Origin of the sequence: Novosphingobium sp. SG751A, from assembly GCF_013149295.1 — a bacterium.
Classification (GTDB): Bacteria; Pseudomonadota; Alphaproteobacteria; order Sphingomonadales; family Sphingomonadaceae; genus Novosphingobium.
In genome coordinates this window covers 111,345-123,812 of record NZ_JABGCB010000003.1, presented here as the reverse complement: position 1 = coordinate 123,812, position 12,468 = coordinate 111,345, and the positions used below count along the sequence as shown (strand labels likewise).

The following is a 12,468-nucleotide window of genomic DNA, read 5'->3' as shown; positions in this document are numbered from 1 at the left end:
CGCCGCGAGAATGCCCGCAGCGCCCTTTCCTTTCAACCCTTTAGCACGTCAGCCGCGCAGGACAGCGCCCTGCTTGGCCGCCGCCGCCGTCACCTTGTCGGCAATGGCCTTGAGGTCGGCGTCATTATAGCTCTTTTCCAGCGGTTGCAGCGTGACCTCGATGGCCAGCGACTTTTGCCCTTCCGGCACGCCCGCCCCGCGGAAATCGTCGAACAGACGCGCAGCGATGATATTCGCCTTGTCCGCACCCTTCACCGCGCGCAGCAGATCGCCCGCCGCCAGATCGGCGCGAACGAGGAAAGCAAAGTCGCGCTTCACCGCCTGCAGGGCCGGGGGCGCATAATTGACGCGGGCGAAGCCTGCTGCGCCCTTCTTGCCCGGAATGGCATCGAGGAAGATTTCCGCCACCGCCACCGGGCCGTCAAGGTCAAACGCCTTGGCGGTGGTGGGGTGCAACATGCCGAAACGCGCCAGCACATTCTTGGGCCCAAGCCGCAAGGTCGCCGACTGGCCGGGGTGGAACTGAACCCCTGCTTCGCCCATGATCTGGAGATTATCGACCGGCGCGCCCGCCTCGGCCAGCAGCGCCAGCGCCTCGGCCTTGGCGTCGAAAGCGTCGAAAGCCTGCGCCTTGCCCGTGGCCCAGCCGCGCGGGGTCTTGTCGCCCGCCAGCACCACGGCCAGCGTCAGGCGTTCCGCACCCTTGCCATTCGCATCGCGCAGATAGCGGCGGCCAATTTCAAACAGGCGCAGCGAAGGGGCCCCGCGCGCCAGATTGCGCTTGGTCGCGCTCAACAAGCCGGGGATCAGGCTGGGGCGCATGACCTTAAGGTCTTCGCTGATCGGATTGGCCAGACGCCACAACACGCCTTCGGCAAAATGCTCGGCCTCACCCTCGGGCAGGAAGGACCAGGTGATCGCCTCGTTCAGCCCGCGCGCGGCGGCGCTGCGGCGAAGGCGACGTTCCAGCTTCTGCACCGGGGTGGCTGTGGGCTTGGCCACGCCATCCTCGCGGGGCAGCGGGGTGCTCTCGATCCCGTCGAGGCCGTGGATACGCACCACTTCCTCAACAATATCGGCCGCGCCGTCCACATCCGGGCGCCAACCGGGCACCGTCACCGCCCAGTCATCACCCACCGCAAAGCCCAGCGCGGCAAGGATGCGCTTCTGCTCATCGCCCGCAATCTCCACCCCGCCCAGCTTGGTCACCAGCGCGGGATCGAAAGCAACTTGCCTAGGCGTGGCGGGCGCAGCACCGGCGCGCACCACTTCGGACGCTTCACCGCCGCAGATCTCAAGGATCAGCCCGGTCAGCAGATCAAGGCCGGTGTCGAGAAACGCCGGGTCCACCCCGCGCTCAAACCGCGCGCGTGCGTCCGAGGTCAGGTTCAGCGCGCGGCCCGTGGCGGCAATCTTCTCGGGCGTGAAATAGGCGATTTCGAGCAGGACGTCGGTGGTCGCCTCGCTGCAACCCGAATGTTCGCCGCCCATGATCCCGGCAATGTCATGCACGCCCGCCGCATCGGCGATCACGGTCATGCTGTCGCTCAGATCATAGGTCTTGCCATTGAGCGCAAGGCACTGTTCGCCCGCCACCGCGCGGCGCGCCACGACCGCGCCCGACAGCTTGGCCAGATCATAGGCATGGGCCGGGCGGCCATAGGTCAGCATCACATAATTGGTGATGTCCACCAGCGCCGAAATCGGGCGTTGACCAGCGGCCTTGAGCGCAGCCTGAAGCCATTCCGGGCTTGGGCCATTCTTCACGCCCTTGACGGTGCGACCATAAAAGGCGGGGCAGCCATCCTCGTCCTCGGTGCGGATTTCGACCGGGCAGGGATAGGAACCGACGATCCCCGGCGCGGCAATGGGCTTCAACGTGCCAAGGCCTGCGGCGGCCAGATCGCGCGCGATGCCATAGACGCCCATGCAATCGGGGCGGTTGGGCGTGACCGAAATGTCGAACACCGGATCGGCGCCGTGATAATCGGCAAAAGCGGTGCCGACCGGCGCGTCATCGGGCAATTCGATGATGCCGTCATGGCCCTCGCCCAATTCCAGTTCGCGCATCGAACACATCATGCCGTTCGATTCGACGCTGCGCACGGCAGCGACCTTCAGCACCATACCATTGGCCGGCACCACCGCGCCCGGCAGGCCCAGCACGCCGATCAAGCCGGCCCGCGCATTGGGCGCGCCGCAGACCACCTGAAGCGGAGCGCCTTCACCGGTATCGACCGAAAGCACCTGCAGCTTGTCGGCATTGGGGTGGCGATCGGCCGTCAGGATGCGCGCGACGCGAAAGCCCTTCAGCTTTTCCGCCGGGTCCTCGATGCCTTCGACCTCAAGGCCGATGGCGTTCAGCTTGCCCGCGATCTGTTCGACGGTGGCTTCGGTGTCGAGATGGGCCTTGAGCCACGAAAGAGAGAATTTCATGTGGCAGCCTCCTTATGCCTGTACGCCAACGCCGCCCGAAAGGGTCGGCACATCAAGGCCGGAAAAGCCGTAATGGCCCAGCCAGCGCGCATCGCCATCAAAGAAGGCCCGCAAATCGTTCATCCCATATTTCAGCATGGCCAGGCGATCGACGCCCACGCCAAAGGCAAACCCCTGCCACTGGTCCGGATCGTAACCCCCAGCGGTCAACACATGGCGGTTGACCATGCCGCTGCCCAGCAGTTCCATCCACGAATGGCCCGGCGCATCGCCCGACCCGCCCACCACACGGCGGCCATCGACATAGGAATAGCCGGTGTCGACCTCGACGCTGGGTTCGGTGAAGGGGAAATAGCTGGGACGCAGGCGCAGCACGATATCGTCGCGCTCAAAGAACGCCTTGAGCATGGTTTCCAGCGTCCATTTCAGATGCGCCAGCGTGATGTCCTTGCCGATCACCAGACCTTCGACCTGATGGAACATCGGCGTGTGGGTGGCGTCGGAATCGCTGCGATAGACGCGGCCGGGCGCGATGATGCGCAAAGGCTTGTCGCCGCCCGCGGCCAGCATCGCGCGGATCTGCACCGGGCTGGTATGCGTGCGCAGCACCATGTCCTGCTCGGTCTCATAACCGCTGGCGGCCTTGTCGATATAGAATGTGTCATGCATCGCGCGCGCCGGATGGCTCTCGGGCATGTTGAGCGCGGTGAAATTGTGCCAGTCGTCCTCGATTTCCGGCCCGGTGGCGACGGCAAAGCCAAGATCGGCAAAGATCTCGGCCAATTCGTCCATGACCTGCGAAACGGGATGCACGCTGCCGCGCAGCGCTTCGGGCGCAGGCAGGGTCAGATCGACCGTCTCGGCGGCCAGCTTTGCCTCCAGCGCGGCCGATTCCAGCCCGGCCTTCTTGTCGGCCAGAGCATTCGTCACGCCTTCGCGCAGGGCATGAATCTTGGGGCCCGTAGTCTGGCGCTCCTCCGGGCTCATCGCGCCCAGCGTTTTCAGCAAGCCCGAGATCGAACCCTGCTTGCCCAGAAACGCCACGCGCAGCGCCTCCAGCGCGTCCAGATCCTGCGCCTTTGCAATGCTGTCGAGCGCCTGTGCGCCGAGACTTTCGTAATCCATGCTCTGTCCGTTTGCTGATGGGCGCGCCGGCATCGGGCCATGCGCCAGCACCCTCTAGGGCGGCGCGGCGTCAAGATCAACCGCGCCCTAACCGCGCGCCGTTTGGCCCGTCCAGCGCCTGCACCGCCGCGCCCGCAATCCGCGCCCGCTCGCGCACAAAGGCCTCGATGATGGGATGGGGCATTTTGGCATATTCGCGCGGGGTCATGCCCATGAATTGCCGAAACTCGCGCACGAATTGCGCCTGATCGTGATAATGCCCGTCCAGCGCCCCGATCCATTTAAGCGTCGGATCGAGCATGAACTGGGCAAGGCTGCGCATGAAACGCTGGCGACGCAGCAGATATTTCGGGCCAAAGCCGAAGGATTGCTGGCAAAGCCGCTCGACCGTGCGCGCGCTGGTTCCCGCGCGGCGCGCCATTTCGGCCACGCTGGAAACGCCCGGATCGATCATCGCGGCATGGATCGCCTGAACCCTTTGATCATCACCCGGCCCCATGGATGGCCATTCGGCAAAGAAGCGGCCGATCCGCCCCAGTTCGCCCTCGACATCGGGTTCAGGCCCGAAAATCGCATCGGCCAACGGCATGAAGGGGGCAAAGCCATCATGCCCCGCCCCATCCAGCACCGCATCGGCCAGTTCGGACGCAGGCAAGCCGACAAATCGCGCCCAGCCCAGCGGCAACAGGCCCACGCCCCAGATCCGACATGGCCCGACCTCGAAACGCACCGCATGGCCGCTGGGGCCCGTCACCGCAAAATGGCAATCGGCAATGCCCATGCCCCGCGCATTGCGCGCGGCCAGCGGCCCGCCGCAAGAAAAACGCAGATTGGCCCATTCGGGATGCAGATAATCGACCACACGCTGGCCGGGCGCGAGATCAATCTCGGCCAAATAGAAGGTCGTGAAATACCGGGCCAGTTCCGCCGGAGGAGCAAAGAACCGGGCACGGACCGATGAGCCGCGCGTCAATGGCATCCCTTATCTTTTTGCCTTATCTTTTTGCGAACCTTGTGCCCTGTTGATGGCGCATCCCACAGGTGAAGGCAAGTTCACCTACGCGCATCAGGCAACAAAAAAGGCGCGGAGGAGAAGCCCCCCGCGCCCTTTCTGTCCAATCGGCCTGCGCGCTTACGCGGCGGGCAGAGCAGCCTTGGCCTGAGCCAGAACAGCCGAGAACACGGCCGCTTCGTTCAGCGCCAGATCGGCCAGCGACTTGCGGTCCAGTTGGATGCCAGCCAGCTTGATGCCGTTGATGAACTGCGAATAGGTCAGGCCTTCGGCGCGAACCGCAGCGTTGATACGCTGGATCCACAGGGCGCGGAAGGTGCGCTTCTTGACCTTACGGTCGCGGTAAGCGTACTGACCGGCCTTTTCAACAGCCTGACGAGCAACGCGGATCGTATTCTTGCGGCGGCCGCGGTAACCCTTGGCCTGCTCCAGAATATTCTTATGCTTGGCGCGGGTGGTAACACCCCTTTTGACACGTGCCATACTTCAGTACTCCTCAGTTCAGCCCGTAGGGCGCCCACTTCTTGATCACCTTCGCGTCGGCGTCGGAAATCACATCGGTGCCACGGTTCTGGCGGATGTACTTGGCGTTATGGCTGATCAAACGGTGACGCTTGCCAGCGACGCCATGCTTGACCTTGCCGGTCGCGGTGAGCTTGAAGCGCTTCTTCACACCGCTCTTGGTCTTCATCTTGGGCATTTTCATCTCCTTGATCTAGCGGTTCGTCCCGCTTGCCGTGGCAGCCCTTGATGGCCAGGCAGGCGAGCGAATCTGCCTTGCGGCAAATCCTCCGAACCGGTTGAAGGGGCGGCCCTTAGGCACATCGCCCGAGAAATGCAAGCGCCTTGGCACTGGTTGCGGCTTTTGCAGGTTGCGCTTGAGGCATCCGCCTGAAGCTGGGACGCCCCCGCCCCCCTCGCGCCAAACCCGACTATCCATCTGGCGCGACTACCTTTTGCGAATGAAACGCAAGAAGCTTGCTATTGCGAGTGTTTCGCATTATAATCGAGTCATTCTCTCTGGAGCCTCGTGGCAATGTATATCTGCATCTGCAATGCCCTGCGCGAAAAGGACCTGCGCGCCACCGCCCGTTGTCATGCCGGCGATGCCGAAACGCTCTACAACCGCCTCGGCTGCCGCCCGCAATGCCGCCAATGCCTTGAAGATGCCGATCAGATCGTGGCCGAAGAGCGCAACAGCGTTCCTGCCTGAAGATCCATTTGCCTGAGCACCCCCGCCGCGTTACGCTCTCGGCTTCAGTCCGGCCGGAGAGAAAACCATGAAGGGCGATGCCAAGGTCATCGAGTATCTGAACAAGGCGCTCTATAATGAGCTGACCGCGATCAATCAGTACTGGCTGCATTTCCGGCTGCTCGACAATTGGGGCGTACATAAGCTGGCCCAGTTCGAGCGTCATGAGTCTATCGACGAGATGAAGCATGCCGACCTGCTGGCCGATCGCATCCTCTTCCTCGAAGGCCTGCCCAATTTCCAGAATCTGGGCCGGTTGCGCATCGGCGAATCGGTCGAGGAGGTCATCAAGGCCGATCTCGCGCTGGAAATGGACGCGATCCCCCTGCTCAAGGACGCCATCGCTTATAGCGAAAGCGTGCGCGACTTCATCAGCCGCGACCTGTTCCAGAAGATCCTCGAAAGCGAGGAAGGCCATGTCGATACGCTGGAAAAGCAGCTCGACATGATCGAGCGGATGGGCATCCAGAACTACATTCAGCTCAACAGCGAAGCGCCCAAGGACTAGGCACCAAAGGCTCGCCGCCACCGGCGGGCCGCCAGCCATGCGGCAAAATCGCCCCCTGCGATCCGGCAAGCCCCGCGCGGCAAGGCCCCGCGCCAGACATAGGCATGAGCGGTGATCGCGCCGACCTTCACCCTGCGCCGCCGGTATTCGCGCCCCTCATAGGCATCCATCAACGCAAGCGCCCGCGCATCAAAGCGTCGGCCCGCACGGTGGACCATCCCCCGCACCGTTCCCGCACCGGGCAACAGCGCCGGATACCACCCTGCCGGATCAGGCACCCCATAGAGCCGCCCGCGAACAGTCGCAGCGCGCCCTTCGTCCAGCAAGGCATGGGCCGCCCGTTCATGCCGGTTGCCCATGCCCGCCATCAAGGTACCGTAGAAGAAGAAGCGCAGGATCAATGCCCGTGAGTATGGTCGTGATGATGGTCATGCTGGCAGGCCAGCGCCTCGACCGCATCGTCCTGCCGCGCCGGATCGCCCAGCGCCAGCACATGGCCGGTCGATCCGGCATGGAGCGGGTCGCCGTTCCAGTCGCACATCAAGCCGCCCGCGCCCTCAACCACCGGCACCAGCGCGGCCCAGTCATGCAGCTTGAGCCCCGCCTCGCACACGATGTCGAGATGGCCGCTGGCCAGCATCGCGTAATTATAGCAATCGCCGCCCATCACCATCCGGCGATAATCGGTCTTGGCGGCCAGGCCCATGAAATGCTCGCCCTCATGGTCGCTGAAATAATGCGGGCCGGTAGTGGCGATGGTGGCATCGGACAATTCGCGGCACCGGCGGGTGCTGACCGGCTGGCCATTGAAGGTCGTCTTGCGGCCCGAGGCGCCCACCCAGCGCTCGCCCGCAATCGGCTGGTCAATCACACCCAGCACCGGCCAGCCCTCGATCACCAGCGCGATCAGAGTCCCAAAGATCGCGCGGCCCGCAAGGAACCCCGCCGTGCCGTCTATCGGGTCCAGCACCCAGCTGCGCCCCGAGGTTCCGGCCGTAATGCCATATTCCTCACCAATGATCGTGTCATCGGGACGCTCGACGCGCAGGATCGCGCGCATCGCCTCCTCGGCGGCCTGATCGGCAAGAGTGACTGGGCTGGCGTCCTCCTTGCGCTCGCTGGCCACGCCGGACCGGAAATAGGGGCGGATCGCCGCGCCCGCCGCATCGGCAAGACGTTGGGCCAGTTCAATGTCAGCATCAAGGTTCAGTTTCATGGGGCTGCTTGTGCCTTTGCCCATGGGGTCGGGTCAAGCCGCAAGGCTGGCAATATAACATGACAATCGGTTGACAAAGCCGCGTACAAAGGAAATTGAACTGTACAGGTTCAGGAAATAATTTTTACAACAAAAACGAATATTGGGTCCAATATTTATGCTCAAGCCAACCAAGCCGGCCCTTGATGCGGCGGTAACCCCGTTGGTCGGTCGGTCAAGCAAGGGCCAACCGCTGTCGTATAATCGCGCGCCTGCGCCCGATCTGGCGCCCTGGCTGGGGCGGATCTATGTCACCCCGGTCAATCTGCCGCCCGATTACTGCCTGTCATCGGGCATCTTTAACGACAGTTCGATGGTGCGCATTCAACTGGGCGGGAAATGGACCGCCCATACCGCCGATGGCATCCACCAGCTTGGCCGAGCGGCGCTGATCTTTGGCCCGCAAAGCAAGATCATGCCCGTCACCGTCGAGGGCAGTTTCACCTCAATCGGCTATGCGCTCAATGCCGGCGCGGGCTATGCGCTGTTTGGGCGCAGCGCGCATGAGATGGTCAACCGGCTGGTGCCGCTCGAGCATTACGGGCTCAACAGCGAAGAAACGCTGGCCGCTTTCAGCCATACCGAGGACCCGGTGGCGATTGCCGATCTGCTGGAACGGCGTTTCCGCATTCTGGTGGAAAGCCTTGGCCGCCCTCTGCCCAATCCGATCAGCACCGCCTTCGAAGCGCTGTCCTATGCCCATCCCAACGCCAGCATCAGCGAATTTGCCGCCGAGATGGCGATCAGCACGCGGCAATTGGAACGCATCGTGCGGCGTGATTTCGGCATGCCGCCCAAACAGGTGATGCGCCGCGCCCGCGCGCTGGACATGGCCAGCCATCTGCACGGCGTGGCCGACGAGGCCGAGGCCGAGGAACTGATCCTGCGCTATTTCGATCAGGCGCAGATGACGCGCGAATTTACCGAATTGTTCGGCGTGACCCCGCGCCGCTTTGTCCGCACGCCCAATCCGCTGCTCACGCTGGCGCTGGAATCACGGCAGGCCAAAAGGCTCGAGGCGCTGGAACGCGTGCCGCCGGGCGGCAACCGCCCCTGGCAGTAAAGGCCCCCCGCCAGCGGCAGAGGGCCTTGCAAGTCTTAGTCGAACAGGCTCGAGACCGAGCTTTCATCCGCAATGCGGCGGATCGCCTCGCCGATCAGCGGGGCGATGGTCAGCAGACGGATCTTGTCGGACTGCTGCGTTTCCTCGGTCGGCAGGATCGAGTCGGTGATGACCAGTTCCTTGAGCGCCGAATTGTTGACGCGTGACACCGCCGCGCCCGACAACACGCCATGGGTGATATAGGCCGTGACCGAAGCCGCGCCCGCATCCATCAGCGCCTGCGCCGCATTGCACAGCGTGCCGCCCGAATCGATGATGTCGTCGATCAGGATGCAGGTGCGCCCCTTCACATCGCCGATAATGTTCATCACTTCCGACACGCCCGGCTTGTCGCGGCGCTTGTCCACGATGGAGAGCGGGGCATTGTTCAGACGCTTGGCCAGCGCGCGGGCGCGCACCACACCGCCCACGTCGGGCGAGACCACCATCAGACCGGCATCGCCATTGCGCGCCAGAATGTCGGCGGCCATCACGGGGGCGGCAAACAGGTTGTCGGTGGGAATGTCGAAGAAGCCCTGGATCTGGCCGGCATGCAGATCAACCGCCAGCACGCGGTCCGCGCCCGCCGTGGTGATCAGATTGGCCACCAGCTTGGCCGAGATCGGCGTGCGGGGGCCGGGCTTGCGGTCCTGACGGGCATAGCCGAAATAGGGCATCACGGCCGTGATGCGCTTGGCCGAGGCGCGGCGCAGCGCGTCGATGCAGATCAGCAGTTCCATCAGGTTGTCATTGGTGGGATAGCTGGTCGACTGGATGACAAAGACATCCTCGCCACGCACATTCTCGTTGATCTCGACGAAGACTTCCTCGTCGGCAAACCGGCGCACGCTGGCGTCGGTCAGCTGCAGTTCCAGATAGCCCGCAATCGCGCGCGCCAGCGGCAGGTTACCGTTACCGGCAAGGATCTTCATTCGCGTATCTCCACTGCACGCGGCGTGAAAGACTCAGCCGCCGCGTTGCTTCCCTCGCGCGTGCCTCTAGCCAAGATCGGCAGGATTGCAAGGTTTGCCGCGCATACAAAAGGGGGCAGAGGCGCAAACCCCTGCCCCCTTTCGGGATAATTCACGCAAAGCTTACGCCCGGCGGTCGCCCTTGACCCAGCGCACGGTGCCGGTGCTGGCGCGCATCACCACGCTTTCGGTGGTCAGACGGCCGCTGCGCAGACGCTTCACGCCCTTGAGCAGCGAGCCATCGGTCACCCCGCTGGCGGCAAAGATGCAGTCGCCCTTGGCCAGTTCGGTCAGGTCATAGATCTTGTTCAGATCGGTGATGCCCCATTTGTAGGCGCGGGCCTTTTCATCCTCGTTGCGGAACACGAGGCGGCCCTTGAACTGCCCGCCGACACAGCGCAGAGCCGCGGCGGCCAGCACGCCTTCCGGTGCGCCGCCCTGGCCCATATACATGTCGATGTTGGTTTCTTCGGTATTGGTGGTTGCGATCACGCCCGCCACGTCACCATCGCCGATCAGATAGACGCCGCAGCCAAGCGCGCGCAGTTCCTCGATCAGATCGGTGTGGCGCGGGCGGTCCAGCACGCAGACCACGATGTCTTCGGGCGGCACGCCCTTGGCGGCGGCCACGGCCTTGACGTTCTCGGTCGGGCTCTTGGCCAGATCGATGATGCCATCGGGATAGCCCGGCCCCACGGCCAGCTTGTCCATATAGGTGTCGGGCGCATTGAGCAGCCCGCCCTCTTCGGCAATCGCCAGCACCGCCAGCGAGTTCGGCCCGGCCTTGGCACAGATCGTCGTGCCTTCCAGCGGATCGAGCGCGATGTCGATCTTGGGGCCTTTGCCCAGCGCAGCGCCGACCTTTTCGCCGATATAAAGCATCGGGGCCTCGTCGCGCTCGCCTTCGCCGATCACCACCGTGCCGTCGATATACAGCTCGTTGAGCTTTTCGCGCATGGCTTCCACTGCCGCAGCGTCAGCGGCCTTCTCGTCCCCGCGCCCGATCAGCTTGGCCGAGGCGATGGCCGCCGCTTCGGTCACGCGCACCATTTCAAGCACCAGAACGCGGTCGAGAATCTTGCTGGCAGGAGTAGCGCTCATAATCTGTCCGATTCCTTCAGGAATGTATGGCCCCTATGCCGGCCCTGTTGGTCGGCGGTGTGAATGCATGTTGTGAATACCTATGCAGACACGTCCGCTTACCTATGCATAACCCGATTGTCGAGCGGACAAATGCCGCAGATGCGAGGGCGACGGCCCAAATCGGGCAACATACGAACCCAGCCACGGAGCGGGCAAAGAAAAACGCCGAGGGCATGGCCCCCGGCGCCGAAATTGTCTGAGTTACTGCGCATTTGCCCCACCCATCCGGCGGGGCTGAAACGCCGCGTTACGCGCCCAGAATCTGCATGACCAGCGGCTGGCCCACAAGGCTGGGCGAACCTTCGAGCAAGGTCAGCGCCTTGGCCACGGCCGCCTCGGGCACTTCATGCGTGACGATGGCGACGATGACCGCGCCATCCTTGCTGGCCTGACCTTTCTGGATCAGGCTCTCGATGGACACGCCGGCATCGCGCATCGCGGCGGTGATTTCGGCCAGCACACCCGGACGATCGGCCACGAGGAAGCGGATATAGGCGCGGCCCAGACGATGGCCCGCGGGCGCCGGCGCCATATCCTCCAGCCCGTCAACCGGGATCGAGAAAGCCATGTCGGCCTCAAACCCGGTGTCCATGCCGCGCGCGATGTCGATAAGGTCGGCCACAACCGCGCTGGCGGTCGGGCCATCGCCCGCGCCCGCGCCCTGAAACAGCAGGCGACCCGAGAAGTTGCCCTCAACCACGACCGCATTGGTCGGGCCATCGACATGGGCCAGCAGATTGTCGAAAGGCACCAGATGGGGCGCGACGCGCTGAAAAAGGCCCGGCGTGCCGTCGGGTCCGGCATCGGCCTCGGCGGTGCCGATCAGGCGGATGCAATAGCCCAGCGAATCGGCCTGGGCGATGTCGGCGGCCAGGATGCGGCTGATGCCCTGCGTGTCTACGCTGCCAAAGTCGATCTTGGCGCCAAAGGCGATGGCTGACAGGATGGACAGCTTGTGCGCGGCATCGATACCCTCGATGTCAAAGGTGGGGTCTGCCTCGGCATAACCCTTGGCCTGCGCCTCGGAAAGCACCTCGGCAAAGTCGCGGCCGGTGTCTTCCATCGTCGAGAGGATGTAATTGCAGGTGCCGTTGAGGATGCCATAGAGGCGCTCGACCCGGTTGGCCGCCGCGCCTTCGCGCAGGCCCTTGATGACCGGGATGCCGCCCGCCACGGCTGCCTCGAAACGCATGGCCACGCCCTGCGCTTCGGCTTCCTTGGCCAGAGCCATGCCGTGATGGGCGATCATCGCCTTGTTGGCCGTCACCAGCGCCTTGCCATGGCGAATCGCATTGCGCGCCAGCACCAGCGCCGGACCGTCCGACCCGCCGACCAGTTCGACCACCACGTCCACATCATCGCGCGCGGCCATCGCGGTCATGTCGTCTTCCCACGCATAAGGCGAGAGATCGACGCCGCGATCCTTGCCGCGATCACGCGCGGAAACGGCGGAAACCTTGATCGGACGGCCTGCGCGGCGCGCGATCAGATCGGCATTGGCCTCCACCAGCCGAATGACGCCCGCGCCCACCGTGCCAAGGCCCGCCAGCGCAATGCGCAGCGGCGGCTTGCCGGATTGGGGCGAAAGAGCGGCGTTGTCGGCGGTGTCGGTCATCATGGAATCCTCAGCTTTACGCTGGGCCACCTAGGGGGCAAATCGAGTC

The 12,468-nt window shown here is 64.0% G+C and carries 13 protein-coding genes; 3 read left to right on the top strand and 10 right to left on the bottom strand.

Translation table 11 applies throughout. The features are described from left to right. Positions 1-48: 48 nt before the first annotated feature. The 5 genes from pheT to rpmI all read right to left on the bottom strand — a co-directional run bounded on the left by pheT (position 49) and on the right by rpmI (position 5,273). A complete protein-coding gene (pheT, locus tag FHW96_RS05005) occupies positions 49-2,436 on the bottom strand; it encodes a phenylalanine--tRNA ligase subunit beta (protein WP_172339444.1) in 2,388 nt (795 codons plus the stop codon). A 12-nt stretch (positions 2,437-2,448) separates the two neighbouring features. After that, the gene (pheS, locus tag FHW96_RS05000) at positions 2,449-3,561 is read right to left on the bottom strand and encodes a phenylalanine--tRNA ligase subunit alpha (protein ID WP_172339443.1); all 1,113 of its coding nucleotides are present in this window, start codon (positions 3,559-3,561) and stop codon (positions 2,449-2,451) included. Between the two features lie 76 nt (positions 3,562-3,637). Then, a complete protein-coding gene (locus FHW96_RS04995; protein ID WP_172339442.1) occupies positions 3,638-4,540 on the bottom strand; it encodes a helix-turn-helix domain-containing protein in 903 nt (300 codons plus the stop codon). A 153-nt stretch (positions 4,541-4,693) separates the two neighbouring features. Next, positions 4,694-5,056 (bottom strand): 50S ribosomal protein L20, encoded by a 363-nt coding sequence (rplT, locus tag FHW96_RS04990; protein WP_168603006.1) that lies wholly within the window; start codon positions 5,054-5,056, stop codon positions 4,694-4,696. A gap of 13 nt (positions 5,057-5,069) precedes the next feature. Further along, positions 5,070-5,273: a 50S ribosomal protein L35 gene (rpmI, locus tag FHW96_RS04985; RefSeq protein ID WP_039333769.1), complete on the bottom strand. Its 204-nt coding sequence runs from the start codon at positions 5,271-5,273 to the stop codon at positions 5,070-5,072. Between the two features lie 336 nt (positions 5,274-5,609). Here rpmI and FHW96_RS04980 point away from each other — a divergent pair, with 336 nt between their 5' ends. Both FHW96_RS04980 and bfr read left to right on the top strand, forming a co-directional pair. Next, complete coding sequence (locus tag FHW96_RS04980) at positions 5,610-5,786, top strand: bacterioferritin-associated ferredoxin (protein ID WP_172339649.1); 177 nt, start codon at positions 5,610-5,612, stop codon at positions 5,784-5,786. Between the two features lie 67 nt (positions 5,787-5,853). Continuing rightward, positions 5,854-6,333 (top strand): bacterioferritin, encoded by a 480-nt coding sequence (gene bfr / locus FHW96_RS04975; RefSeq protein ID WP_172339441.1) that lies wholly within the window; start codon positions 5,854-5,856, stop codon positions 6,331-6,333. On the opposite strand, the gene FHW96_RS04970 is transcribed toward bfr, so the two are convergent. Continuing rightward, a complete protein-coding gene (locus tag FHW96_RS04970; protein ID WP_172339440.1) occupies positions 6,330-6,734 on the bottom strand; it encodes a gamma-glutamylcyclotransferase in 405 nt (134 codons plus the stop codon). The two genes, bfr and FHW96_RS04970, sit on opposite strands and share 4 nt — an antisense overlap. After that, positions 6,731-7,549, bottom strand: coding sequence for an inositol monophosphatase family protein (locus tag FHW96_RS04965; RefSeq protein ID WP_371815633.1), 819 nt, complete (start codon positions 7,547-7,549; stop codon positions 6,731-6,733). The genes FHW96_RS04970 and FHW96_RS04965 overlap by 4 nt, the downstream gene beginning before the upstream one ends. A 157-nt stretch (positions 7,550-7,706) precedes the next feature. Here FHW96_RS04965 and FHW96_RS04960 point away from each other — a divergent pair, with 157 nt between their 5' ends. Then, positions 7,707-8,651 (top strand): helix-turn-helix domain-containing protein, encoded by a 945-nt coding sequence (locus tag FHW96_RS04960; protein WP_172339439.1) that lies wholly within the window; start codon positions 7,707-7,709, stop codon positions 8,649-8,651. Positions 8,652-8,686: 35 nt separating this feature from the next. Here FHW96_RS04960 and FHW96_RS04955 read toward each other — a convergent pair whose 3' ends face one another. The 3 genes from FHW96_RS04955 to FHW96_RS04945 form a co-directional block, all read right to left on the bottom strand. After that, a complete protein-coding gene (locus tag FHW96_RS04955; RefSeq protein ID WP_172339438.1) occupies positions 8,687-9,622 on the bottom strand; it encodes a ribose-phosphate pyrophosphokinase in 936 nt (311 codons plus the stop codon). Between the two features lie 162 nt (positions 9,623-9,784). Beyond that, positions 9,785-10,762: a class II fructose-bisphosphatase gene (gene glpX / locus FHW96_RS04950; protein WP_172339437.1), complete on the bottom strand. Its 978-nt coding sequence runs from the start codon at positions 10,760-10,762 to the stop codon at positions 9,785-9,787. 289 nt (positions 10,763-11,051) lie between these two features. Continuing rightward, positions 11,052-12,422: a homoserine dehydrogenase gene (locus FHW96_RS04945; protein WP_371815632.1), complete on the bottom strand. Its 1,371-nt coding sequence runs from the start codon at positions 12,420-12,422 to the stop codon at positions 11,052-11,054. Positions 12,423-12,468 lie beyond the last annotated feature (46 nt).